The sequence below is a fragment of the Pseudoxanthomonas sp. P4_B2 genome, from assembly GCF_056402315.1.
Genome location: NZ_JBFUHQ010000001.1, coordinates 681,754 through 707,200, shown reverse-complemented (window position 1 = coordinate 707,200; position 25,447 = coordinate 681,754). Strand labels below are relative to the sequence as shown.

The following is a 25,447-nucleotide window of genomic DNA, read 5'->3' as shown; positions in this document are numbered from 1 at the left end:
GTTATCTCCCAGTTAAAACCAGATACGGAAGCCCGCGACCACACGGGTGTCGTTGGTGTCTTCGCCCTTAGCCCGCCGGAGATCCGCGGTGCGGCCGAAAGCCTGCTCGCGGACGATGCCGACGTAAGGTGCGAACTGCCGGGTTATCTCGTAGCGCAGGCGCAGGCCGGCTTCTGCGGTACTCAATCCCGAACCGATTCCGCGACGCTCGTCGTTGCGTCCGTAGAAATCCACTTCGACCATCGGTTGCAGAATCAACCGGTTGGTCAGCAGCATTTCGTATTCGACCTCAAGCCGCGCCGCAGTCTGTCCCGACTGCCCGATGTAGCCCGTGGCTTGAACCTCGAACATGTAGGGAGCGAGCCCCATTACACCAATCGCTGCGAAATCCTGCGATCCGCCGGGATTGAAGTCATGTCGAACGCCTGCCACTACATCCCACCAACGGGCGATGCTGCGGCCATATAGGACCTCCAAGTCAGCGCCCTCGGTCCTTCCGTCGACCCGCTCGCCCTCGCTGCGTAGCCAGAGGCGGTTGAGATCGGTTCCCAGCCATCCCTGCATGGCCCAGGCGGTCCCTGCTCCTGGATCGGCGTCCCAACCTTCCAGGCGATCCAACAACACATAGTGCTGAATGCTGTTGTCGTGTGCGGGATGGCCGCCCGATGGCGGTGCCGCGGCGGTGCGATCGGCATCCGTTACAGCAGGTATGGGCGTGCGTGGTTGGGTGGGTGCAGGAGACTCCGCGCCGTGATCCATCGCCGAGTGATTCATCGGCATGGTCTCGTCCGACATGGCCTCCCTGTCATGTCGCATCTTCGAATGATCCATGGGCTCGGGAGGCGCCGCTGGCATCGGCATGTCATGGCCCATGGCAGCGTGGTCGACCTGCTGCGCAGGAGCGGCCTCTACCTTTGGCGCGGACGTTGTCATGCCGCCATGACCTGCGTGGGGATCGGTTGAGACAGCTGGAGAGGCAGGTTTCTCTTCAGGCGCCTTAACCTTTGGCGGAGGCGGTGTCGACGGTGCAGGCATTTGCATCTGGGAATGGTCCATCTCCTGTGCAAGAAGGGGACCTGGTGCCAGCGGCAACCCGATAGCCAGACATAGAAAATTAGCTCGCATCAAACGATTCGTTGTGTTCATGGCGATCACTCCTCCACCCGCACGGTCCGCATCATTCCGGCTTCCATGTGGTAGAGCAGATGGCAGTGATAAGCCCAACTCCCCAATGCGTCCGCGCGCACCCGGTAACTGCGCTTGCTGCCTGGCGGCATGTCGATCGTATGTTTGCGCACGAGGAAGTTGCCCTGCTCGTCCTCCAGGTCGCTCCACATTCCATGCAGATGGATGGGATGGGTCATCATCGTGTCGTTGACCAGCACGATGCGCAGACGCTCGCCATAGTTCAGACGCAACGGTTCAACTTCGGAAAACTTCTGGCCGTTGAATCCCCAGGCGAATTTTTCCATGTGTCCGGTCAGATGCAATTCGATATCGCGTCCGGGGTCTCGTCCATCGGGATCCTCGAATGTGCTTTTGAGCATCGAGTAGCTGAGCACTTTGCGGCCGTTGTCGCGTAGCCCGATGCCGGGATCGTCAAGCTTGGGAACAGGCGCCATGGTCTGCATATCGACCAAGGGATTGCCGGTTTCGCTTTGCGGATGGGTCTGCGCGCCGCCGGCACCATGATCCATGCCGGCCATCGCTCCGCCCTGCGTCGCCGTCCTATCGTGACCGCTGTGTTCCGTGCTGGCCGGCGGAGCCGTCATCGCGGACATGTCATGGCCCATGTTGGCGCCACAACCACCCTCCATGCCTTTCATTGAACCCATTGTCCCCATCTCGTGACCGCCGCCCATGCCGCCATGACCCATATCGGCCATAGTCAAAAGTGGTCGGGGATCGATCACTGGGATCGAGGCTCGCAAACCCTCTCGCACGGCCAGCGTGCCGCTGACGTAGCCGGTGCGCCCCATGTCCTGGGCAAAGATCGTGAACGCATCTTGTCCGGAAGGTTCGACGATCACGTCGAAGGTTTCGGCTACAGCGATGCGGAATTCATCCACGGTAACGGGATGCACGTATTGGCCATCGGCGGCGACCACGGTCATTTTTAGGCCGGGGATGCGCACATCGAAGTACGTCATGGCCGAGCCGTTGATGAAGCGCAGGCGCACTTTCTCTCCGGAACGGAAGAGCCCGGTCCAGTTCCCCAATGCAGTCGTGCCGTTCATCAGGTAGGTGTAGGTATGGGCATCGACGTCCGACAGGTCGGTCGGCGTCATGCGCATTTCTCCCCACATCTTTCGGTCGCTCACCGTGGCTGTCAGACCCTGGCGCCGCACATCGCCGATGAAGTCGCCTGCCGTGCGTTTGTTGTAATTATCGTAGCTGGACATCTTTTTCAGACGCGAAAACAACGCCGTTGGATCCAGATCGGTCCAATCGGTCAACATCACGACGTAATCGCGGTCGAAGGCAAAGGGTTCCGGCTCGATGGGATCGATTACCAAAGGACCGTAGAGACCGGCTTGTTCCTGGAAAGAAGAATGGCTGTGATACCAGTAGGTCCCGCCCTGCTGCACTGTGAAGCGGTAAGGATAGGTTTCGCCGCGGTGGATGCCGGAGAAGCTCAGCCCCGGCACGCCGTCCATGTTGGTCGGCAGAAGAATGCCGTGCCAATGAATCGAGGTCTCATGACCGTGGAGGGAACCAGCCGGCAATGCGTTGGACACGCGCAAGTTGACGGTCGTGCCTTCGCGCCAGCGCAGCAAGGGAGCCGGGATCGATCCGTTCACGGTGATCGCCGGTCGAGTGCGGCCGGTGAAGTTCATCGGTGTTTCGCCGATCACCAGGTCGAACTCGGTACCGGAAAGAACATTGTTGTTGCCAGCGCCCTTGAGCGCCCAGCTGTTCCTGGGCCACAAACCCAACGCAGCGGCCGCGCCTCCGGCAGCCAGGCCTTGAACAAACCGGCGACGGGACGGCGTGCGGGGCCCGCCAAGGCCAATAAGATCGGACGACATAAAAACTCCATCAAACAGGATCCGCGCGTGCGGAATCAGACAAGAGCTACCCGCGGGTTATCCACGCGAGGCGCAGGTCAGCACAGGCGCCAAGAGCGCCTAAGGGATACCTAACCGATGGGAGGTCGGTTCAGATGTGGAAGCGCAGGCGACGGGTGGCCCAGCAATAGTGGGCGAACGCTCTGGCTATGATCGGCAAGCAGAGTAGTTATAAATGCGGACGCCGGCGGCGCTTGGGCAGCCTGGACGCAGGCACAATTGCAACTGGAGGATTTGCAGCAGTCCGGCGTGGAGTGCTGCGGTTTTTCCGGAGTAGGATCGACCGCCGCCACCGGCGCCTCATGAACAATGTCACTTGCCGAATGATGGCAAGGCATCTCGGCCGCTGAAATGTCGGGTGACTCCTTGGCTAATGTCGCTTCTCTATGCCCCGTCTCATGGGGCATCTGCATGCGCACTGCCGCAGCAGCCCCCGAGGCGCCATTCAGCACCAAGGTGACGCTCAGAAGTACCCGCAGGAGTGTTGGCCAGACCGACATAGCCGTACTTTAACCCCAAATTCCGACATTAGGAGTAAGGGTTTGTGAACTCTGAACGGGGTCCAACGTTTGCAGAGCCGCGCCTTGTCAGACCTTGTGGTCAACCTCAGCCCGCTTGAACAGTTTCTTCAGCTCGGCCGGGCTCATCTCGACGTCCTTCTCCCTCTGCCAAGCCGTTTTGACCCCTAACCATGCCGTACTTCTCCTCTGGCATCCGATGCCTGCGTCCGACGGTACAGCGCTTCAAGCTCCGCAGTCGGCAACGGCCTAGAAATGAAATACCCCTGGATCTCATCGCAGCCGCTAGCGCGCAGGATTTCATACTGCGCCTGGGTCTCCACGCCCTCGGCCACCACCTTCAACTTCAGACTCTGGGCCATGTCGATGACAGCAACGACGATAGCGGCCGCGTCCGGCTTCACCGCGATGTCGCGGATGAAACCCATGTCGATCTTCAACGTGTCGATGGGAAAGCGCTTGAGATAAGCCAGGTTGGAATAGCCCGTGCCGAAATCGTCCATCGAAATGCCGATGCCCAGCGCTTTCAATTTGCCGAGCACTGCATCGGTTTCGTCCGTCGGCATCATCAAAGAACTTTCGGTGATCTCGATCTCTAGCAGAGACGGATCGACATCGTGCTCGCGCAGCGAGGAAGCGATCAGGTCCGGCAGGCCTTCCAGCACGAACGATTTGCCGGAGACGTTCACCGCCACGTGAAGCGGACCGATCCCGGCCCGACGCCATCGGCTTATCTGACGGCAGGCCGTGTCGATCACCCAGGCGCTGACCGGCACCGCCAACCGTGTGCCGTCGACAATGGGAATAAAGATCGACGGCAGTACCAGCCCGTGTTCGGGCCGGTTCCATCTCAGCAGCGCTTCCACACCGCTCCATCGCCCACTGTCGGTCCGTACCTTCGGTTGGTAATACAGCTCAAATTCGCCTTGGGAGAGTGCCTTGCGCAATGCACTGTCCAGTTCCAATTGCTCCAGGGCCAACGCATTCATCTCGGCGCGATAGAACCGGAACGTGTCCTGTCCCGCCTCCTTGGCCTTATACATCGCGGTGTCGGCGTACTTGAGCAGGGTGTCGGGGTCTTTGGAGTCGGTGGGAAATACCGCTATGCCTATGCTGGCGGTGATGGTGATTTCGTGCTCGCCGAGCAGGAACGGCTTGCGCAGAGCGCCACGGATGCCGTCGGCGACAGCGACGCCGGACGCCTGTTCGCCTTCGGCATCGACCAGCACTAGTGCGAATTCGTCGCCCCCCAGCCGCCAAACGGTTTCCCGGATATCCAGCCAGCCCGTCAGGCGTCGACTGATCTGAAGTAGTAATTCGTCGCCTAGCGCGTGTCCCAGGGTGTCGTTGATGGTCTTGAAGCGGTCCAGATCCACGAGCAGCACCGATACCCTCCAGCGATGTTCTGCGGCTTGACCGATCGTCCGCTTCAGCGATTCGTTGAACAGCATCCGGTTGGGCAATCCGGTCAACGCATCGTAATGGGAGAGGTAATCCAGCTCTTCCTCCTTGGCGATGTTTTCCATGCCGAACGCGATGTCGCCCATCAATTCCTGCAGCAGCTCGATCTCCTCGCGATCGAAGAAGCCGGCGTCTGCGGCGAACAGGGTCAGCACATGGACGCGCTCCCGCACGGTCAGCGGAAAAGCAGCCATGGCAAGATGGCCGTGCGCGATCAGCTCGGCCTTGGCCGAAGCGATTGCCGGATCGAGCCGCAGATCATTGCAGATGACCGGCTGCAGCGAGCGGGCCGCGCGGCTCGCGGGTCGATCCTGATAAGGAGAGTCCGGCTCTGCGCTCAGGCGGACATCATCGATATAGGCTTCCATGCCTCCGCTCCAGGCCACCACCCTGCCCTCCAAGGTTTCCGGGTCGATGGATCCGATCCAAGCCAGTTTGAACAACCCTACATCGACCGCAACGCGGCAGACCTCTTCCAGCAATTCATTGCGGTCGCGTATGCGCACAATGGCCGAATTGATTCCGCTCCTAACTTCCTTGATCCGGGTCAGGCGCTTGATCTTTTCCTGCTGGTTGCGGACTTCGGTGACATCGGCGGCGACACCAGCGATTCGATAGATGCGCTGGCCGGCGCCGGGAATCGGGAAGCTGCGCACACGGATCCAACGCACCGCTCCATCGGGACGAACGATGCGGTACTCGTGATCGAACGGACTTCTGGCATTGGCGGGGCTGAAGATGGCCATGGCTTGCCAGCGATCGTCCGGATGGACCAGATCCAGCCACGACCGTGGAGCGGCGTGGATGCTCGCGCAACTTCTCCCGTAGATCGCCTGGAAAGCGGGACTGATGTACAGGAACTGCCCGCTCCGCGGATCGACCAGGAAAAAGGCCTCATCGATGTTCTCCGCGAGTTGCCGGAACCGTAGTTCGCTCTCGCTCAATTCCTCCACCGCGCGCTCGCGTTCGCCGACTTCGACCTGAAGCTGATCGGCGTGCTGCTTTATTTCCAGGTACAGGCTTCCGTTTTCGTAAATCCGGCCGGCTTGCGCGGATAGGATCTCAAGTAGGCGTTCGTCCTCTGCGCTGAACTCGTCCGCGCCGAGTTTGCCGCTGAGACAGATCCAACCATACACATGGATCAACGAAACGATGGGAGCGACCAGCAGGTTATGCGCGGGCGGATGAGTGGCCGGCAACCCGATCGCGGTCGGATCGCCTCCAGGGTTGCGCAGGCGAACCGACTTGCGCTGGAGGCTGGCGCTTCCGACCACGCCTTGCCCGAGCAGCGGCAGGCCGAGCCTATCGGTTGTCTCCCGTTGCATGCCGCTTGCAGCGACGAACTCCGCCTGGCCATTGTCGTCGCGCTTGCCAATGGCGAGCACCGAATAAGTAGCGCCGATCAGTTCGCGGGCGGCGTGGCACACGGTCTCGAGCAGACGCTTGGGGTCGCGCTCGGAAGCCAGTTGAAGATCGATATCGATCAAAGCGGCCAGGCGGGCATTGGTCTGCCGCAACACGTCGACGGTTTCGGAGAGTTTGTCGGTGATCAAGCGCAAATGACGTTCGCCGAATTCATCCACCGAGCCCGGCAACGGTTTGGCGACGTCGGCCAGCACCTTCTCGACCGCTTGCAGGATTAATTCGGGCTCGCAGGGCTTGGGAAGAATGCTCTGCACGCCACAGGCCTGGGCCAACTCCTGCGCTTCTGCGCCGTGGAAGTGGGCGGTGTAGAACATCACCGCTGTCTGCGCGATCGCCGGCTCGGCGCGCAGACGGCGCACGAGTTCGTAGCCATCCATGACGGGCATCAGGATGTCGGCGATCACTAGATCCGGCCGTTCCGCGTGAATCAGGGCCAACGCCTCCGCTCCGTCCTGCGCGGTCAATAGCCGATGGCCCTTGTAACCCAAGAGCACGCTCAGAAAATCGCGATTTTCCTCGCGATCGTCGACGACCAGGATCGTGGCCACGCTCAACGGCCCTCGCTAAAGCACGCTTCCACTTCTTCAAGCAATCGTTGCGGCTCTATCGGCCGGAATAGGTATTTGTCGGCGCCGTGCGCAATTCCCTTGGTACGGGCTTCCTCATTGGTGAAAGTCGAGGAAATGAATACGAACGGTATCTGGCGGAGTTGCGGATCGGCCTTGACCGCATCGATCAAATCGTAGCCGTTGCCATGCGGCATGCAAACATCGGAAAGGATCAGATCCGGTTGCGAACTCCGCGCCAGTTCCATGGCCTGACCCGCGTTGCTGGCCGTTACGATCCGATAGCCTAGCCCTCCGAACAGGCCTTCGATCAGTTCGAGATTGGCCGGCAGATTGTCGACCGCGAGGATGGTGAGGCCGTTGGTATCGGTGCCGGCTGGCGCCGCTTGCGTCGCGGTCTGCAGCCTCTCCGCCGCGCTGCGCAGCTGCGGCTGGAGATAAGCCTCGATCTGAAGGACGAATGTGGTCGGGTCGATGGGCTTGGACAAGTACCCGTTGAAACCCGCAGCCAGGACCTTGGCCCGGTCGCCGACCATCGCTAGCGCGGTGACCGCGACAATGACGAGTCCGGAAAGCTCTGGATGGCCACGGATGCGCCGCACGACTTCGTAACCATCTATGTCGGGCAACTGCACATCGCACAGAATCAGGTCAGGACGCTCGCGTTCGGCCAGCGCAACACCGCTGCCGCCGTCGCATGCGGTCAGCGGCGTATAGCCGAACGCTTCCAACAGGTAACGCATCAATTCCAAATTATCCGGATTGTCGTCGATGGACAGGATTCGTGCTGCCATGATCGTTACTCCTTCAATATCAGCGTGAAGGTGCTGCCCTGCCCGCTCGCGCTGCTGAACACGATCTCGCCATCCAGCATCTCCGCGAGTTTCCGGCTCAGGTGCAGCCCGAGCCCCGTGCCTTCGTGCCGGCGCCCGGCCGAAGAGTCGATCTGCGCGAACGCCGCGAAGAGCTTCGCCTGGTCCTCTTCGCAGATTCCGATGCCGGTGTCTTCGACACTGATCTCGATCAGGTTCTGTTCGCCCGTGCGGCGCTCCTGCACGCGCAGATGTACGCTGCCTTCATCGGTGAACTTGATCGCGTTGTTGGCCAGGTTGAGGATGATCTGGGTCAACGCGCGCCGGTCGGTACGCAATACCAGATCCGGCTCAGGCAGGGTCATCAGCAGCGCCAGCGATTTCGCTTCGGCCTGCGGACGGAGCGAGGCGGCCACGTCCGCTATCACCCGCTGGCAGACAACGGGTTCGATCCGCAGCTCTACCTTGCCCGCTTCAATTTTGGCGAGATCGAGCAGGTCGTTGATCAGCGCGAGCAGGTGGCGCGCGCTGCCCTGCACGGTTTTGAGCTGTTTTTCCTGATCGGTATTCAACGGGCCCGGCAGCTTCATCAGCAGGGTTCCGGTGAAGCCGATGATCGCGTTGAGCGGCGTCCGCAACTCGTGGCTCATGCTGGCCAGGAAACGATCCTTGGCCAGGTTGGCGTTCGACAATTCCATATTTTTTTCCTGAAGCGCCTGCTCGAAGCGCTTGCGCTCGGTGATGTCGCGGACGATGGCGGTGAAGAACGCGCCGCGCGCGGTGCTCCAGGTGGCGATGGATATCTCGATCGGGAATTCGAATCCATCCTTCTTCCGTGCTCGGATTTCAACGGTCTTTCCGATGATGTGCGACTCGCCGGTGGTGAGATACCGGCCGAATCCCGCCTTGTGCGCGTCTTTGTATTGCTCGGGCATGAGCAGTTCGAGCAGCTCGCCCTCGGCCTCTTCCATCGAATAACCGAACATGCGCTCGGCCGCGGCGTTGAGATAAGTGATGCGGCCCAGTTGATTGGCCGACACGATCGCATCGCTGGCCGTCTGCGCGACCGCGCGGAACTGTTCGCGGCTTTCGCGTATTTCCGCCTCGAAATTCTTACGCTCGGTGATGTCGCGGATAGCGCTGGACACCAGGATTCCGTCTTCGGTGTGCAGCGGGCTGAGGCTGATCTCGATTGGAAATTCTCTGCCGTTCTTGCCGCGGCCATGGAGCTCCAGCCCAACGCCCATTGGCCGGGCCTTTGGATCGGTGAAGAAGCCGTTGCGGTGTCCGGGATGCTGATCGCGGTAGCGCTCGGGCAACAGGAATTCGACCTGCTGGTCGAGCAGCTCGCTGCGCGAGTACCCGAAGACCATTTCGGTTTGCGCATTGACCAGCACGATCCGGCCCTGCCGATTGACGATGACAATGGCGTCCGGTGCCGATTCCAGCAAATCGCGGAATTTTTGCTCTGCCTTCTTGCGTCCGCTGATGTCGCGGATGGCGCTCACCACCAGCGTGCCGTCTTCGGTCCGCATCGGACTCAAGCTGATCTCTACCGGAAACTCCGTGCCGTCTTTGCGCAGGCCGTAGAGTTCAAGCCCCATACCCATCGTGCGCGGACGCGGCTGCCCGAAATAGTTCGAACGGTGGCCGGCATGCATTCCCCGAAAACGGCCGGGAAGCAGCTGCTCGATCGATTGCCCGCGCAGTTCCCCTTTCTGGTATCCGAAGAGCGCTTCGGCCTGAGAATTTGAATGAACGATGCGACCCTCTTGGTCGACCATCAGAATGCCGTCCGGCATGGATTCGAGCAGATCGCCGAAGCGCGTTTCGGCCACGACGGTTCCTGCTTTTCCGTCGTTCATCACGCCTGATCCTTTAGGTCAGGGCGCTGCGGTTGATCGGAGCAATCGCGCCGATCACGGGACCATACGACCTTCCAACAAAAAGTACGGCAGTGTTCGCCCGCAAGGCACCGCTTCGGCACCGGTTGGCTCATCAAATGGCCGCAGAGCGACATCGACGATTACCCCCTCCTTGCACAAACCATCCGTTCCCGCAGGATTTCGAATATACCCCCATTTAGCCCACGGGTTTATGGGAGCACCCGGAGCGGAGGTTGCAACGTAAATAGTTCACACCACAACGTAAATAATTCACACTCCATGGCGCTATCACTTCCGGCGTCGTTCAACCTTGCCGCTGCAGTTCGCGCATCGCCTGCAGCAGTTCGATCAGGCTGTCCGCATCTCGTGGCCCGTCGTAGCGTTCGCCATTGATGAACAAGCTGGGCGTACCGTTGACGCCGCTGCGGATCCCGGTGAGGAAATCGTGGCGGACGCGGCCTTCGTATTCCTCGTCCAGCACCGCCTGGAACAAGGCATCATCGAGACCCAGCGCCTGCGCGTGACCGGCCAGGCTGCCGTCGTCCAGCGCCGACTGATGCTCGTATAACCGGTCGTGCATTTCCCAGAACTTGCCCACCGTGTCGGCAGCCTCGGTCAGCTCGGCCGCATGCTCGGCATGGGGATGCGCTTCTGCCAGCGGAAAATGCCGGAACACGAAACACAGATCGTCGCCCATGGCTTCCTGGACCGTTTTGATCTCCGGATACTGCTCGCCGCAATACGGACATTGGAAGTCGCCGTATTCCACCAGCACCAACGGCGCCTGCAGCGAACCCTGGGCATGATCGGCCGAACCTACATCGGGTTTCAGCTGGCTCATGCTTTCGCTCCCGTCGACGAAGGTAGTTTCTCCAGCGCTTCCAGGATGCCATCGGCGCCCGGATTGATGCCGCTGGGCGACACATAGCTCCAGCGCACGATGCCCTCTGCGTCGATCACGAACAACGCGCGCGCGCTGATGCCTTCCGGCAACTGGTACACCCCGTACAGCCGCGAAACCGCGCCCTTGGGCTCGAAGTCGGCCAACAAAGGAAAATGCAGCTTGCGGTCCTGCGCGAAAGCCGCGTGGCACCAGGCGCCATCGACCGAGATGCCGATCACAGTCGCGTGGAAATGCCGGAACTCGGAAAGCAGTCCGTTGTACAGCGACATTTGGTCGCCGCAGACCGGGCTCCAGTCCGCCGGATAGAACGCCAGCACCACCGGGTGCCCGCGCAGCTGGGAAAGCGAGATGGTTTGGTCGGGCGTGGAATGCAAGGTGAAATCGGGCGCTTGCGCGCCGATAGCTGGCATCGAGGCGGCTTCGGACATGGGGGCGGCTCCTGGAAGCGAAGAGGAAGCGGCAGGATTCGTTCGCCCACCGCCGCGGGATAGTAAACAGGGGCGCGTTAGCGCGGCATCAGCCTCCCCGCCCGGGACCTTCTTACCTGAATTATTTCCGGCAGTTTGTCGATTCCCCGGCTTCCGGTTCGTCATAGGTTATAGAGCGCGCCGAAACGATCGGGGTGAAACGCTCAGCCGAAACCGGTCAGGAGCCGGGCGCGCCGCCAATCGATACGGGAGAACAGACATGCGATTCATGGTGATGGTCAAAGCCGACAAGAATTCCGAAGCCGGGGTGATGCCCAGCGAGCAACTTCTCGCCGATATGGGCAAATACAACGAGGAACTGGTCAGGGCCGGCGTCCTGCTGGCCGGCGAGGGTCTGCAGCCGAGCTCGAAGGGTGCGCGCGTCCGCTTTTCGGGCAACCAGCGCACGGTCATCGAGGGTCCGTTTCCGGAGACTAAGGATCTGGTCGCCGGATTCTGGCTGCTGCAGGTGAAGTCCAAGGAAGAAGCGATCGAATGGGTGAAGCGTTGCCCCAATCCGATGCCCGGCGAATCGGAAATCGAGATCCGTCAGGTGTTCGAAGCCGAGGATTTCGGCGCCGAGTTCACCCCGGAACTGCGGAGACAAGAACAACGCCTGCGCGACGAAATCGCGACGAAACAATAAATTCCGTACGTCGAGAAATTACCTCGAGAAATGTCGACAACCACTTAGGATCCTGCTGTGAACGCAATCACCCTCGTATTGGCCGTTGTTGCGATACTGATCGTCGGCCTGCTGGTCGCTGCAGCGACGAAGCCCGACACATTCCGCCTGCAGCGCAGCATCGCCATCGACGCTCCACCAGAAAGCATCTTCCCGCTGATCAACGATTTGCACGCACACGAGGCCTGGAATCCATTCGACCAACCCGATCCCACGACCACGAAAATCCATAGCGGCTCCCCGCAAGGCGCCGGCGCCGTGTACGAGTGGAAAGGCAAGGGCCCGTCGGGTTCCGGCAAGATTTCCATCCTGCAGGCCGATCCGTCCTCCCGAATCGCGATGCAGCTGGACATGCTGGCCCCGTTAAAGGCGAGCAACGAGGTGATCTTCACCCTGGCGCCGATGGACGGAAATACCCATCTGACCTGGTTCATGCAAGGACCCATGCCCTATCCGGCCAAGCTCATGCATACGCTATTCAACATGGATCGCATGGTCGGCAAGCAGTTCGAAGCCGGACTCGCCACCCTGAAAATGATCGTGGAGAACAACCGATGAGCCGCACCGCACTTGCAAGGCCGCGGCGGCAATGGTCTGATCGCCAACGATGACGACTGCAGATGCACACCGAGCAATTGAAGCTGTCTGGCGGATCGAGTCGGCACGACTCATTGCCGGCCTGGCGCGCATGCTGCGCGATGTCGGCCTGGCCGAAGAACTCGCGCAGGACGCGCTGGTCATCGCCCTGGAGAAATGGCCCAAATCCGGGGTTCCCGACAATCCGGGCGCATGGCTGATGGCCACGGCCAAGCACCGCGCCATAGACCGTTTGCGCCGGATAAAGCTGCAACAGCGCAAGCATGAGGAACTCGGCCATGAGCTCGAACGCGACTGGGAAGACGCCACTGCGGAACTCGAAGCCAATATGGACGACGACATAGGCGACGACCTGCTGCGACTGGTGTTCACCGCCTGCCATCCCGTGCTGTCGATGGAAGCCCGGGTAGCACTGACCTTGCGCATGCTCGGCGGGCTGACCACCGATGAGATCGCACGCGCCTACCTGGTCTCCGAGTCCACGGTCGCGCAACGCATCGTGCGCGCCAAACGCACCCTGGCCGAAGCGCAGGTTCCCTTCGAAGTTCCCCGCGGCGACGAGCTCGGCGAACGATTGTCATCCGTGCTCAGCGTCGTTTATCTGATCTACAACGAAGGATATTCGGCGACCGCCGGCGACGACCTGATGCGGCCGGCGCTGTGCGAAGAGGCGTTGCGACTGGGTCGCATCGTCGCCGAGCTCGCACCCGAGGAACCGGAAGTGCATGGGCTGGTCGCTTTGATGGAGATCCAGACATCCCGATCGCGGGCGCGTACCGGTCCGGACGGCGCACCGGTGTTGTTGCTGGAGCAGGATCGCTCGCGTTGGGACCGCCTGTTGATACAACGCGGCTTCGCTGCTCTGACGCGTGCCCGCAGTCTTCGCGGCCCGTTGGGACCCTACGCCCTGCAGGCTGCGATTGCGGCCTGCCATGCGCAAGCACCGATCGCGGACCAGACCGACTGGAAAACCATCGTGGCTCTCTACGATGCCCTGTCTCAGCTCACGCCCTCCCCTGTCGTGGAACTCAATCGCGCCGTGGCGGTGTCGATGGCTTTCGGCCCTGCCGCCGGGCTGGAACTGGTCGATGCGCTGGTTCCGGAACCCGCCCTCGCCCAATACCATCTGTTGCCGAGCGTACGTGGCGACCTGTTGGTCAAGCTGGGGCGTCACCAAGAGGCGCATACCGAATTCATGCGTGCGGCCGGATTGACCCGCAATACCCGCGAGCACGCGTTCCTGCTTGAACGCGCGCGCGTCTCCGCGCTGGACATGGCGCCTGCGTCAGAAACGAAACAATAGTCGGGTACTACGGCTTCTTGTAACGCTTGGATTGGATCGGCTTAGCGCACAACCCGATAGCGCAGATGCGTGACCAGCGGCGATTCGACTACCCGTATGCATTCCAGGTCCCGACAACCTGCGTCCGGCTCGAACAACCGGCTTCCGCACCCCAGCAGTATGGGGACCAATTGCAGATTGATCGTCTCCACAAGCCCGGCCCCGAACGCCTGCTGCGCCGTGCATGCCCCCATGATCACAACGTCTTTGTCACCCGCGACGCCCTGGGCCTGCCGCACCGCGCTTTCGATGCCGTCGGTAACGAAAACGAAGGTGCCGTTCTCCTGCACGAGATCGTTCCTGGCCGTATGCGTCACCACGAAACAAGGCGCCGCATAGGGCGTGTCTTTCCATAGTCCGATGCCGACATCGAAAGTCCGTTTTCCCAGCACGACGGCACCTGCATTAGCACGCATATCCCGCGCCGACTCGATATCGGCGTCGCTCCTGGCCTCGCTGAATAGCCACTCGTGCAGGCGCTCGCCACCCTGCCCCATCGGGCATTCCATACCCACCGCCGGGCCGGCGACATAGCCATCCAGGGACATGCTGAAATGCAGGACCACCTTGCCCATGGACGCTGTTCCGTCAAGGCTTCGTAGCCTTCTCCGGCACTACCGCTTCCATCTGAATGCGCAAGTTCACGTCCATGCTGAAGCCGTATTCCTTGCCGGCGCTGAGTCCGAACTCATCGCGCTTGAACACTGCCGAAGCATCGGCGCCGCAGAGGTCGCGCTTGAACATGGGATGCGGGATGCATTTGAAGCCGTTGATCTTCAGTTCGACCGGGCGGGTGACGCCGTGCAAAGTCAGATCGCCCACCACGCGGGTAGGTGCTCCGTCGACGAAGTCCACCAGCTTGCCCTTGTACGTTGCTTGCGGGTACTTCGCGCTATCGAAGAATTCCGGCGACACCGCCTGCTCGGTCATGGCATCCAGACCGAAATCCACGCTGGCGATATCAATTTTTACGTCCACGCTGCCGGTCGCGCCTTCCTTATCCAGGATCAGCGTGCCGGAAGTCTTGTTGAACTTGCCGCGCCAGTACGAAATGCCCATGTGGTCGGCTTCGAAACTGGGATAGGTATGCATCGGATCGATCTCGTAACTGACCGGTGCCGCCATTGCTTGGCCGGAAGCGGCGACCAGCATTGCTAAGAGTAGGGTTTTCTTATTCATGATCGTGTCATTCCTATAGGTCGGTGGGTTGGTCAGCTTGGGAACATAGCGAAGTAAGGCTGGGCTTCAATCAGTACGCGCGCATAGGACGGTCGCTGCATCAAACGGTCCAAGTAGCGGGCCAAGTGCGGATGATGGTCGGCGATCGGCATCACCTTGTTGGCGTAGAACAGGGCCGGAGCGGCGGCGCAGTCGGCCAGGCCGAAGCTTTCGCCCGCTGCCCAGGTGCGATGGGCCATGTCTTTTTCCAGCATATCGAAGGCCGTGCGCATGACTTTGCGCGCGTGCTCCACTCCATGCGGATCATCGCTTCCCGCCGGCCGCAGACGGTCGGTGACGATCTTCTGCATGGGCTCGTGCACATACAGGTCGAAGAAGCGATCCAGCAGCCGGGTTTCGCGTGCGTCGTCGGCGGTTTCGGGAATCAGCTTCACCTTTCCGGGATAGTGCTGTTGCAAGTACTCGATGATGATGCTCGATTCGGGGATAGTCTTTTCGCGGGCGTCATCGCGCAACACCGGGAACTTACCGATCGGCCACACACGGAGGAACTCGGCGCGTTGCGTCGGATCCCCCAGATCCACCAGTTTGGGGACGAACGACACCTCGTTCTCATACAGCGCAATCAGCGCTTTGTGACAGAACGACGCGAGCGGGTGGTAGTGGAGCACTAACGACATACTTATCTCTCCTTGGCCAAGCCGCAGCGGCGATCAGAGCTCGACGATGCTCTTGAAGCCGCCGAAGATCATGCGCTTGCCGTCGAAGGGCAGTTTCTTGGGATCCATCATGCTGCCCAGCCGCGGGTCGGCCATTACCTTCTTGTTGATCCTGTCCCGCTGGGAACGCGACTTGTACACGATCCAGGAGAACACCACGGTCTCGTCCTTCTTCAGTTTCACCGCCAGCGGAAACGAGGTGAGCTTGCCCGGCGGCACATCGTCGCCAGCGCACTCGATATAGGAAAGCGCCCCGTACTCCATCCATATCTTCCCCGCTTTGCGGGACAGGGTGCGGTAGGCAGCCAGCTTCTTGGTCGGTACTGCCAGTACGAATCCGTCGACGTAGCTCATGAAACCCTCTTCCTCGGTTGGTGCCCTTTCCGGGCTGGATACCTATGCATCGAACGAGCGATCCCGGAATCGACAAGGATCCAGACGGAAATCGCTTTCGTTCAGCCAGTTGAGGAAGGGCAACCGCCACCGGAGCGGCGGAATAGCGGCCGGTCAGACCCTCAACGCAGCCTCGAGCTGCGCACGCAGTTCCGGCTTGTGCGCAAAGGGATCGGTCGGGTTGCGCAACGCAACTATGTCCTCGGCCTGCTGGCGGACGCCGTCCAACGCGTCCGGATGCGAAACGATGTAGAAGGAATCGTTTCTTATCGCTTCGAAGGTACGCTCGGCGATATCCGCAGCGGTGAGTTTCCCCGAGGTGACCGCCTTGCTGATCATGGCCTGGGCGATCAGTTGCGAACGGGTGGCTGGGGTCGCGTTGGCCAGATCTGCCGGTCGGTTGCGATGCGACTGATGGATGCCGGTGGGCACGAAATAAGGACAAAGCACCGAGCAATGCACTTGATCGGTCACCAGGGACAGATCGTGGAAAAGCGTCTCGCTCAGGGACACCACCGCATGCTTGGACACGTTGTAGGCACCGAGGTTGGGCTGATTCAACAATCCGGCCATCGATGCGGTGTTGACGATGTGGCCGCGATAGTTGGGATCGGCCTTGGCGGCAGCCAGCATCAACGGCGTGAAGGCACGCACACCGTGGATGACGCCCCAAAGATTCACGCCCAGCGCCCACTCCCAGTCGCGCACCGTGTTTTCCCAGACCAACCCAGCGGCGCCGATGCCGGCGTTGTTGAACAGCAGGTGCACGCCGCCGAAAGTCTCCAGGGTCGCTGCCGCAAGCGCTTCGATTTGGGCGCCATCGGATACGTCCACAACGCGTGCAAGGACCTCTGCCCCGTGCGCTTCCACTTCGGTGCGCGTTTCCTCGAGTGCGTCGGGCTGGATATCGGCCAGCACCAGTTTCATTCCTAACGATGCGCCGATGCGCGCGAACTCACGGCCGAAACCCGAACCCGCGCCCGTGATCACCGCCACCTTGCCCTTGAAATCGTTCATCGTGCCCTCCCAGGCGATAGTCGGATCAGACCGCGCTGTAGCCGCCATCGACCGCCAGTATCTGTCCGGTGATGTGCTTGCCCGCATCGGAAGCGAATAACAGCGTCGCACCCTTCAGGTCCTCGTCGTCGCCCAGTCTTTGTAGCGGAGAATTGCCGATCAGCATTTCCTCGCCCAGGGTCTTGATCAGCACTTGCGACATCTTCGACGGGAAGAACCCGGGGGCCAACGCGTTGACGGTGATTCCATACTTGCCCCACTCCCCTGCTAGCGCGCGAGTGAAGTTCACCAGCGCGCCTTTGCTGGTGTTATAGGCGATGGTCTGCATGGCGCCGGGCGGGTTGCCGCGCAGGCCCGCAATGGAAGCGATGTTGAGGATGCGGCCGTACTTGCGTGGGATCATCGATCGCTTGCCGATCTGCTGCGTGAGCAGGAACAGGCCGCGGATGTTGAGATTGAATACCTTGTCCCAGGCTTCGGCCGGATAGTCCTCGGCGGGCGCTCCCCAACTGGCGCCCGCATTGTTGACGAGGATGTCGACGTGGCCGAGCTTCTCCAGTGCAGCGTCGGCCAATGCGGCGATATCGGCGTCTTTGGAGCCATCAGCGGCGACCCAGTCGGCTTCTATTCCCAGTTTCTGCAGATGCGCTTGCGCCTGCTCCAGTTCATCGGGCTTGCGCGCGGATAGCACGATCCTGGCGCCATAGCTTCCCAGCGCTTCCGCCATCTGTAGACCCAAGCCGCGCGAACCGCCGGTTACCAGCGCGGTCTTTCCGGTGAGGTCGAAAATATTCTTGTCAGCCATGTCCTATGCCTTCTCTTGCGAATGGATAGATCAGAAAAAAGCGTCTTGCATATCCAGCGCGGTGCGATCCAGGCTGGCCAGCAGGTTGAGTTGGGCGTCGACCTTGGGCAGTTCCCAGCGGAAGAAATAGCGCATGGCGCTACGCTTCCCCTCGTAGAAATCGCCCTCCTTCGTTCCCGCCGCCAGGCCTTGTTCCAGCCATATCCAGGCGATGGCGATATGGCCGAAGGCTTCCAGATAGACACTCGCATTGGCCAGGGTCAGCTGCGCATCGCCTGCCGACCACAAGGTGCGCGTCACTTCGGTAAGTCGTCGAAACCGGAGCTCGAGAGCATCGGCGAATCCGGAGAGGCTTTCATGCGCGTGCGCCTTGCCGGCGGTTTCCGCCACGCGACCTGCGAACAACTTGAAAGCAGCGCCGTTTTCCATCACCACCTTGCGACCGAGCAGGTCCAGTCCCTGGATGCCGTGGGTCCCTTCGTGGATGGGATTGAGGCGATTGTCGCGGTAGAACTGCTCCACCTTGTACTCGCGCGTATAGCCGTAGCCGCCGTGCACTTGAATGGCTAGGTCGTTGGCGACCAAACACCACTGCGAAGGCCAGCTCTTGGCGATGGGCGTCAGGATATCGAGCAACAGCGTCAACTGCGCGCGCTCATCCGCATCGACGGTCACCCGCGCTTCGTCGACCAGCCGCGCGCAGTACAGATTGAAGGCCAGTGCGCCTTCCACGTACGACTTCTGCGCCAGCAGCATGCGTTTGACGTCGGCGTGATTGATGATGCGGATCTGCGGACTGGAAGGATCCTTACCTTCATTGCCGATGGCACGGCCCTGCGGCCGGTTGCGCGCATAGTCGAGCGCATGCAGGTAACCGGTGTAACCCAGCGCCACCGCACCCAGGCCGACACCGATGCGTGCTTCGTTCATCATGTGGAACATGTAAGCGAGCCCGTGATGAGCTTTGCCGACCAGATAGCCGACCGCCCCGCCCTTCCCGCCCGGACGATGAGCGGTGCCTTCCCCGAAATTCAACAGGCAGTTGACCGTACCGCGGTAGCCCATCTTGTGATTGATGCCAGCGAGCTGCACGTCATTACGTTCGCCCACTGTGCCGTCTTGGTTGACCAGGAATTTAGGCACCAGTAGTAGGGAAATCCCCTTCACCCCAGGAATCGGCTTGCCGTCCGGCCCCGGAATCTTCGCCAGCACCAGATGCACGATGTTCTCGGAAAGTTCGTGATCGCCGCCGGAAATCCACATCTTGTTGCCGGTCACACGATACTGAGGGCCAAAAGCGGATTCGCCTTCGTAATCGGCGCGCGTTGCGATGTCTGACAACGAGGAACCGGCTTGCGGCTCGGACAGGCACATGGTGCCGAAATAACGGCCTTCCAGTTCCGGCTTCACGAACGCTTCTATCTGCGCATCGCTGCCATGGGCCAACAATAGATTGGCGTTGCCCATGGTCAGCAGCGGATAGGCGCTGGTGCCGACATTCGCGGCATACATATAAGTCAATCCGGCCTTCTCCACCACCGCAGGCAACTGCATGCCGCCGAGTGCGTAGTCGTGTCCGGCCGCAATCAGGCCTGCGTCGGCGAATGCCTGCAGCGCAGGCCCGACCTCGTCGATCAGCGCGACCGACCGGCCATCGAAGTGCGGTTCGTGCTGGTCGGCCTTTTGATTGTGTGGGGCGAACAGTTCGGTGGCGATGCGTTCGCAGGTATCCAATGCCGCGTCGAAGGTCTCGCGGCTATGGTCGGCATAGCGCTCGGCCTGGGTCAGGGATTCGACGTCCAGCCACTCGTACAGCAGGAATTGCAGGTCGCGGCGCGAAAGCAACAGTGAGTCCATGCGCGCGCCTCAACCGTCGCTCAGCGTGGCGCGCATCAGGACCGCTTCGCCTGTTGCGCGAAACGCCAGCCCAGTTCGGCCAGCGGCGTTGCCTGACGGCCGTACTCGGCGGCCTGCGGGCTGCTGGCGGTGCCTTCCTGCACGCGCTTGGCGATGCCCTGCAGGATCGCGGCGATGCGGAACAGGTTGTAGGCCAGATAGTAGTTCCAGTCGCCAGCGGCGCTGCGGCCGATGCGGCGTTCGTAGGCGGCGATGTACTCGGACTCGCCGGGAATGCCCAGGGTTTCCAGATCGAGCCCGGCCAGCCCGCGCATCGCCCCCCCCGGCACGATATGCCAGCTCATCAGGTGGTAGGCGAAGTCGGCCAGCGGATGCCCCAGCGTGGAGAGTTCCCAGTCGATCACCGCCAGGATGCGCGGTTCGGTGGGATGGAAGATGACGTTGTCCAGCCGGTAATCGCCGTGCACCAGCGACACCTGCGGGCTTTCCTCTTGTGGAATATGCAGCGGCAGCCATTCGATCAGCCGGTCCATGGCCGCGATGCTGCCGGTTTCGCTGGCGCGGTACTGACGCGTCCAGCGATCGACCTGGCGCGAAAAATAATTGCCGGCCTTGCCGTAGTCGGCCAATCCCAGCGCGGCGAAGTCGACCCCGTGCAGCGCAGCGATAACGCGGTTGAGCTCGTCGTACAAGGCGGCCCGTTCCGCAGGTTCCATGCCCGGCAGCGACTGCTCCCAGAAGATGCGTCCTTCCACGAAATCCATGACGTAGAAAGCGCGCCCTATCACCGACTCGTCCTCGCACAGGCAATGCATGCCCGCTACGGGCACGGCGCTACCGGCCAGTGCGGCTTGCAAGCGGAACTCGCGTTCCACCGCATGCGCCGACGGCAACAGCTGCGCGACCGGCGCCGGTTTGGAACGCATCACGTACTGGCGTTGCGGAGTGCTCAGCAAGTAAGTCGGGTTGGACTGTCCGCCTTTGAAGCGAGTCACCTGGATCGGGCCAACGAACCCGGCGATTTGCTCCCGCAAATAAGCATCCAACGAGGCGATGTCGAAGGGATCCTGCGACGCGGCCCCGGACTTCGCTTCAGCGATCATGCGTTCGCCCGTTGCGATAGAACCGGGACGTTGCTGGACGCACAGGTGCTCAGTGGTTTCAAAAGGCAGGAAAGCGCGTCCGGCATGGCCATAGGAAAGCGGTCTTTAGTTTTGTATGATGGAACTAAGTTTCTGCACTACGATGCATCGTACTGAGTGCCCCAAGTTGAAACAAGCTGCCGCTTTTTTTGGCGGATGGCTCTCTAACTCCAATCCGCTCCTAGCAAGGGCGACGTCGTTCGACAAACCATAGTTCTGTTATACGGAACTAATCCCAGGTACTGGCAATGGGCAATCCCAAACGCAAACTCGATGCCTTCAGCCCCTCCATTGACGAACGCCACCCGCAATTCGTCACTTCGATCGCCCGCGCGTTCTCGATCCTGCGCTGCTTCGAATTCGGCGCCCAGCATTTGGGCAACCAGGAACTGGCCCGCCAGACAGGCCTGCCCAAGGCCACCGTTTCGCGACTGACCTTCACCTTGTCTTCGCTCGGATACCTGACCTATTCGGCTGCGCTAGAGAAGTACTCGCTGGGCACGGCAGTGCTGTCGCTTGGGCATGCTTTCAGTAAAGGCAACGATGTGGTGGCCATCGCGCGACCGCTGATGCGCGAGCTGGCGGAGTACACCCAATCCGCAGTCATGTTGGCCGCTGCCGACGGCATGCGCATGGTCTTGCTCGAGGTTTGCCAGGGCGATCCCACCTTCCAAATGAAGCTCGAACCCGGCGCGCGCGTGCCGCATGGATCGACCGCATTGGGCCGAGCCGATCTGGCCGCACGCCCGCAGGAAGTATTCGACCGCAACCTGGCCGAGTTCGAGGCCGAATGCGAACCCGGTCTGTGGCCGAAGATCCGCAGCGGCATCGTACGGGCGCGGCAGGACTACGAGAACTACGGCTTCTGTTTCTCGCTGGGCGATTGGAACCCGGACGTGTTCGCCATCGGCGTTCCCATGGTCTCGGCCGATCGCAGCCGGGTGCTGGCGTTCAATTGCAGCGGCCGTGTGTCGCTGATGACGCGGGAGAAGCTGGTGCAGGATTTCGGGCCGAAGCTGGTTGCCTTGCGCAATAAGGTCTATGAAATGACTGAGGGAAGGTTTTGACGGAAAGCATCTCTTTTCCCGGCTGTGCCGCGCACGGATCGCAGTACTAAGCCGACCCATGAGGGTTCGGAGTGCGTGGATTTTTAGGGAACATGCCCATAGCCGCCCAGAATGAACTGCCAAAGATCTTGGACGCTGCCTCGCCACCAAGGATTTTCATCGTGCGGGTTCCATAAGACCGCAACGGCCTTAGCGGTATCCCAGCCAAGCCAGTTGCCGACGCCATCTGCTCCAAACCAGATGACGGGCGCAAGCTCTGATGGGTACGGTGGCTCAGCAGGCAGCCAGACGTTCACAGCAGAGATAGAGTCGTCACTCCCGTTATCCAACGGTAGTACGAGCCAACGTCCATCGTCGCTCTCGTATCCGTGCGGGATATGTGCGCGAACTTCCTGTGGGAGCTCGGAGATATCCATAGTGACCTGACAACTGAATTAAGCCGACCCGCGAGGGTTCGGATTGTATGAATTGTTAGCCATTTGAAGAGACATTGTCCCACTCCGATATGTTGGCGACGCGAGTTACTCGGTCCCAGATGGCATCCGTCATCTTGAACTTCCAGACGCCCCCTAGGAGAAACGCAAATCTTGGGTCGGTAGCAGCTAAGGTCTCAACTCTCTCAATGAAAAGCTCACCGTGGCAGGAAAGCAGATCCTCCAACGGCCCCGCAGCCAGTTGGCCAAGCACTCGTGATGAGTCCGTCTGAGGGAAGATTTGTAAGATCGTTGCCCACGCCTGCTCTGGATCTTCCTCGACTAACCAATCGAAATCGAGGAACGCTACGAAGCTTGGGTCTTGTCCAGGATCAGAATCTGCTTGCTGATTAGAGGCGAATGTCAGCCAACGCTGCGCTAGATCTTCAAAGACTGGCGGCTTGTTTCCCAAGATAGCTGCCCCCTGCGTTAAGCCGACCCACGATGGTTCGGGGTGGATGGATTATCGCGAATTCGCGTCCGCCACTGAGCCATTCATATCTCACCTTCCCGGATAGCGGTAAACACCGCTCGCAGAGTACTCAGACATCAAGTTGCCAATGATCAGCAATTCCGATTGGTCCGGAGTAGTAGTCCCAAAAAGCCAAAGCCCCATTAGGCTCAGACCTTCAAGATCCAGCTCTGAAGGAACGATGGTGCCCACTCTATTGACATTTATCGCCACAGTTAAATCTCTGGAGTCCACGTACTTCTTCTTCAAACCGTCGATGAGAAGCTGCAAAGTGGCATCCGGATTCAGAAAATCAGGCACCAGCTCCTTCATTTGAACCGGCACATAGTGGTGATAACCGTCCCGCTCGAAATGTCCCACGAAATCATAGTCGGCGTTTTCGGTGTGAGCGAAGATCACTTGTGTGTTTTCGACCTGTCCCATGAGGAAAAAGAACAGCGCGCCCAAGCGCCGCTCTTGGAAAGGTCGCAGCTCTCGCGTTCGGAGAGACGACACTCCGTATGGCATTTCCTGCAACTGCGGATTAGCCTCGATGACCGCTAGGCCACGCAGGACAGGATCCGGATCGTAAAAAGGTAGCTGACGCCATTCTGCAAGTCTGGTCTTGTCTGCGCACATACGGTCTCCGCAAGCTACCTAACTGCTACCTAAAACACTTAGGGCCGCCTTGCGGCAGCCCTAAGTGCTTGGATCAATTGGCGTCCCCACGGGGATTCGAACCCCGGTGTCCACCGTGAAAGGGTGGTGTCCTAGGCCTCTAGACGATGGGGACGCAGTGAAACTTGTTCCCTACCCCGAACAGGCCTAATTGCCGGGATATTGGTGGAGCCAGGCGGGATCGAACCGCCGACCTCCTGCATGCCATGCAGGCGCTCTCCCAGCTGAGCTATGGCCCCACGGGCTGGAAGGAGCGGAATTCTAGCTATCGCCCACCCATCGCGCAAGCTCTGTGACGAAGAAAGATGACTATTGTTTTCAGATTCGGTGCCGCGCACAGCCGCTTCGCAGCGTCTTTCAGTCGGCCGTGGCGACTTCCACCATGGATTCATCGCAACGATGCAGCGTGGCCACGCCGTGGCCGCGCTCGGCCAGATAGTCCAGCCACTTGCCCAGGAAGATATTCATACGCATGCGGTGACTGATCAGCTCGGCCGGCGGCGGGTACATGCCGATCGCATCCTGCCAGCGACGGCCCAGGTAGCAGTGCGTGGCCTCGGCCTGGCGCGCATCGCGGTACACGCGCACGAAGGCGGAGGGGTCGGGCTCGCCGGTCTGCGGATCGCGCAGGCCGTAGGTGAGGCGAAGTTCGACCGTGTAGCGGTGGGTCTGGATCACATCGAGGTACAGGTCCAGCCCATCGCCGATGCTGGACAGGTAGCGCCCTTCCACCAGATCCCCCGGCGCGAACAACCGGCTCAGCTTGGCGTGGTTCTCGGCGTACAGCGCCATCAGCCAACCGAAACGGTTGAGTTTGGGGATGCTTGCGGTGCGGGCGACGGCCTGGGGCATGGCTCGATCCTACACGTTGATTCGCGATTGCGGCAGCATTGACGTATCGCTCAGAACGGCCTAATTTGGGGTTCCTCCGCACGCCTTCCGGCCTGCGCGATCCGCACCGGCCCCGTCCGCGGCCTCTCGTGTTTCCCCAAGCTAGAACATCTCCCGCTGCAGTCCCAGCGTGGACATCACCTTGCTCGCGATTTCCTCGATGGAAGTGTGCGTGGTGCTGAGCGTGGGAATGCGCTCCATCTGGAACATGCGCTCGGCCGCCAGAACCTCGCTTTTGCAGGTTTCCAGCTTGGCGTAGCCGGAATTCGGGCGGCGTTCCTGGCGGATCTGCTGCAAACGTTCCGGATCGATGGTCAACCCGAAAAGCTTGCGCCGGTAGGCGCGCAGGCGTGCCGGCAGGCGATCGGTCTCCAGATCCTGGTCGGTCAGCGGGTAGTTGGCCGCGCGGATGCCGTAATGCAACGCCAAATAGACGCAGGTGGGCGTTTTTCCCGCGCGCGAGACCGCCACCAGAATCAGATCCGCCTCGTCGTAATTGATGGCGATGCCGTCGTCATGGGTTAACGCATAGTTCATCGCGTTGATGCGGCGATGGTAGGTTTCGAAATTCACCAATCCATGCGCCTGCCCTATCCGCGATTGGCGCAACGCGCCCAGTTCCTTCTCCATCGGATCGATGAAGGGCGCGAAAACATCCAGCATCAGCGCCCCGCTTTCGGCCAGTACCTCGCTGATCGCGGGGTCGACATTGGAGTGGATCACGATGGGGCGGGCCTCGTGGCGCTGTCCGGCGGCGCGGATGCGTTCAGCGGCGTCGTGCGCTTTGAGCGGATCGTCGACGAAGGAAATGCGGTCGGTGACGAAACTGAACCCGGTGAACTGGGTCAGCAAACTGTGGCCAATGGTTTCGACGGTGATCCCCGTACCGTCTGAGACATAGAACACAGGGCGCACGTTCGACATCGATACCACTCCCTCATCAACATGAAAACACTGGAAAATCAAGCTTGTCTGCGCTTGTCTTGCACTGCATCATAGCGATTCTTCCCATGGACGCGGCCCTCGCCGTAGGTCATAGGCGAG

24 protein-coding genes and 2 tRNA genes are annotated in these 25,447 nt (G+C 60.6%); 4 read left to right on the top strand and 22 right to left on the bottom strand.

Annotation, left to right across the window (positions count from 1 at the left end):
• Positions 1-12: 12 nt before the first annotated feature.
• From AC1DTQ_RS03180 to AC1DTQ_RS03145, 8 genes are all read right to left on the bottom strand, one after another.
• Positions 13-1,146: a copper resistance protein B gene (locus AC1DTQ_RS03180; RefSeq protein ID WP_477847894.1), complete on the bottom strand. Its 1,134-nt coding sequence runs from the start codon at positions 1,144-1,146 to the stop codon at positions 13-15.
• Between the two features lie 5 nt (positions 1,147-1,151).
• Positions 1,152-3,029 carry a copper resistance system multicopper oxidase gene (locus tag AC1DTQ_RS03175; RefSeq protein ID WP_477847892.1) on the bottom strand — a complete coding sequence of 626 codons (1,878 nt, stop codon included), beginning with the start codon at positions 3,027-3,029 and terminating at the stop codon, positions 1,152-1,154.
• Between the two features lie 110 nt (positions 3,030-3,139).
• Entirely contained in the window at positions 3,140-3,568 is a 429-nt protein-coding gene (locus AC1DTQ_RS03170; RefSeq protein ID WP_477847890.1) for a CopL family metal-binding regulatory protein, read from the bottom strand.
• Positions 3,569-3,753: 185 nt separating this feature from the next.
• Positions 3,754-7,020, bottom strand: coding sequence for an EAL domain-containing protein (locus AC1DTQ_RS03165; protein ID WP_477847888.1), 3,267 nt, complete (start codon positions 7,018-7,020; stop codon positions 3,754-3,756).
• Between the two features lie 2 nt (positions 7,021-7,022).
• A complete protein-coding gene (locus AC1DTQ_RS03160) occupies positions 7,023-7,832 on the bottom strand; it encodes a response regulator (protein ID WP_477847886.1) in 810 nt (269 codons plus the stop codon).
• Between the two features lie 5 nt (positions 7,833-7,837).
• Positions 7,838-9,715 (bottom strand): PAS domain S-box protein, encoded by a 1,878-nt coding sequence (locus AC1DTQ_RS03155; protein ID WP_477847884.1) that lies wholly within the window; start codon positions 9,713-9,715, stop codon positions 7,838-7,840.
• Between the two features lie 325 nt (positions 9,716-10,040).
• On the bottom strand, positions 10,041-10,577 hold the full coding sequence (locus tag AC1DTQ_RS03150) for a DsbA family protein (protein WP_477847883.1): 537 nt from the start codon (positions 10,575-10,577) through the stop codon (positions 10,041-10,043).
• Positions 10,574-11,068 (bottom strand): redoxin domain-containing protein, encoded by a 495-nt coding sequence (locus AC1DTQ_RS03145; RefSeq protein WP_477847881.1) that lies wholly within the window; start codon positions 11,066-11,068, stop codon positions 10,574-10,576. Before AC1DTQ_RS03145 ends, AC1DTQ_RS03150 begins: the two co-directional genes overlap by 4 nt.
• Before the next feature lie 259 nt (positions 11,069-11,327).
• Here AC1DTQ_RS03145 and AC1DTQ_RS03140 point away from each other — a divergent pair, with 259 nt between their 5' ends.
• The 3 genes from AC1DTQ_RS03140 to AC1DTQ_RS03130 are packed head-to-tail and all read left to right on the top strand — an operon-like array spanning position 11,328 to position 13,692.
• A complete protein-coding gene (locus AC1DTQ_RS03140) occupies positions 11,328-11,753 on the top strand; it encodes a YciI family protein (RefSeq protein ID WP_477847879.1) in 426 nt (141 codons plus the stop codon).
• Between the two features lie 57 nt (positions 11,754-11,810).
• Positions 11,811-12,350 (top strand): SRPBCC family protein, encoded by a 540-nt coding sequence (locus AC1DTQ_RS03135; protein ID WP_477847877.1) that lies wholly within the window; start codon positions 11,811-11,813, stop codon positions 12,348-12,350.
• Positions 12,351-12,399: 49 nt separating this feature from the next.
• A complete protein-coding gene (locus AC1DTQ_RS03130) occupies positions 12,400-13,692 on the top strand; it encodes an RNA polymerase sigma factor (RefSeq protein ID WP_477847875.1) in 1,293 nt (430 codons plus the stop codon).
• A 41-nt stretch (positions 13,693-13,733) separates the two neighbouring features.
• On the opposite strand, the gene AC1DTQ_RS03125 is transcribed toward AC1DTQ_RS03130, so the two are convergent.
• From AC1DTQ_RS03125 to AC1DTQ_RS03090, 8 genes are all read right to left on the bottom strand, one after another.
• Positions 13,734-14,306 (bottom strand): dihydrofolate reductase family protein, encoded by a 573-nt coding sequence (locus AC1DTQ_RS03125; RefSeq protein ID WP_477847873.1) that lies wholly within the window; start codon positions 14,304-14,306, stop codon positions 13,734-13,736.
• 13 nt (positions 14,307-14,319) lie between these two features.
• The gene (locus tag AC1DTQ_RS03120) at positions 14,320-14,910 is read right to left on the bottom strand and encodes a YceI family protein (RefSeq protein WP_477847871.1); all 591 of its coding nucleotides are present in this window, start codon (positions 14,908-14,910) and stop codon (positions 14,320-14,322) included.
• Positions 14,911-14,942: 32 nt separating this feature from the next.
• The gene (locus AC1DTQ_RS03115; RefSeq protein ID WP_477847870.1) at positions 14,943-15,590 is read right to left on the bottom strand and encodes a glutathione S-transferase family protein; all 648 of its coding nucleotides are present in this window, start codon (positions 15,588-15,590) and stop codon (positions 14,943-14,945) included.
• 33 nt (positions 15,591-15,623) lie between these two features.
• Positions 15,624-15,983, bottom strand: a complete 360-nt coding sequence (locus tag AC1DTQ_RS03110; protein WP_477847869.1) for a DUF1428 domain-containing protein — start codon at positions 15,981-15,983, stop codon at positions 15,624-15,626.
• A 153-nt stretch (positions 15,984-16,136) separates the two neighbouring features.
• Positions 16,137-17,039 carry an SDR family oxidoreductase gene (locus AC1DTQ_RS03105; protein ID WP_477847868.1) on the bottom strand — a complete coding sequence of 301 codons (903 nt, stop codon included), beginning with the start codon at positions 17,037-17,039 and terminating at the stop codon, positions 16,137-16,139.
• A gap of 25 nt (positions 17,040-17,064) precedes the next feature.
• Positions 17,065-17,844 (bottom strand): SDR family oxidoreductase, encoded by a 780-nt coding sequence (locus AC1DTQ_RS03100; protein ID WP_477847866.1) that lies wholly within the window; start codon positions 17,842-17,844, stop codon positions 17,065-17,067.
• Between the two features lie 30 nt (positions 17,845-17,874).
• Positions 17,875-19,701: an acyl-CoA dehydrogenase gene (locus AC1DTQ_RS03095; RefSeq protein WP_477847864.1), complete on the bottom strand. Its 1,827-nt coding sequence runs from the start codon at positions 19,699-19,701 to the stop codon at positions 17,875-17,877.
• Between the two features lie 35 nt (positions 19,702-19,736).
• The gene (locus tag AC1DTQ_RS03090) at positions 19,737-20,804 is read right to left on the bottom strand and encodes a phosphotransferase (RefSeq protein ID WP_477847863.1); all 1,068 of its coding nucleotides are present in this window, start codon (positions 20,802-20,804) and stop codon (positions 19,737-19,739) included.
• A gap of 287 nt (positions 20,805-21,091) precedes the next feature.
• Here AC1DTQ_RS03090 and AC1DTQ_RS03085 point away from each other — a divergent pair, with 287 nt between their 5' ends.
• A complete protein-coding gene (locus AC1DTQ_RS03085; protein WP_477847862.1) occupies positions 21,092-21,910 on the top strand; it encodes an IclR family transcriptional regulator in 819 nt (272 codons plus the stop codon).
• A gap of 471 nt (positions 21,911-22,381) precedes the next feature.
• Here the strand turns inward: AC1DTQ_RS03085 and AC1DTQ_RS03080 are convergent, their stop codons facing one another.
• From AC1DTQ_RS03080 to ppsR, 6 genes are all read right to left on the bottom strand, one after another.
• On the bottom strand, positions 22,382-22,795 hold the full coding sequence (locus tag AC1DTQ_RS03080) for a DUF6869 domain-containing protein (protein ID WP_477847861.1): 414 nt from the start codon (positions 22,793-22,795) through the stop codon (positions 22,382-22,384).
• 90 nt (positions 22,796-22,885) lie between these two features.
• Positions 22,886-23,473 (bottom strand): hypothetical protein, encoded by a 588-nt coding sequence (locus AC1DTQ_RS03075; protein ID WP_477847859.1) that lies wholly within the window; start codon positions 23,471-23,473, stop codon positions 22,886-22,888.
• Between the two features lie 78 nt (positions 23,474-23,551).
• Positions 23,552-23,627 (bottom strand) — tRNA-Glu (locus tag AC1DTQ_RS03070).
• A gap of 48 nt (positions 23,628-23,675) precedes the next feature.
• A tRNA-Ala gene (locus AC1DTQ_RS03065) sits at positions 23,676-23,751 on the bottom strand.
• A gap of 118 nt (positions 23,752-23,869) precedes the next feature.
• The gene (locus AC1DTQ_RS03060; protein WP_477847857.1) at positions 23,870-24,364 is read right to left on the bottom strand and encodes a DUF1249 domain-containing protein; all 495 of its coding nucleotides are present in this window, start codon (positions 24,362-24,364) and stop codon (positions 23,870-23,872) included.
• Between the two features lie 141 nt (positions 24,365-24,505).
• Complete coding sequence (gene ppsR, locus AC1DTQ_RS03055; RefSeq protein ID WP_477847855.1) at positions 24,506-25,327, bottom strand: posphoenolpyruvate synthetase regulatory kinase/phosphorylase PpsR; 822 nt, start codon at positions 25,325-25,327, stop codon at positions 24,506-24,508.
• Between the last annotated feature and the right edge of the window lie 120 nt (positions 25,328-25,447).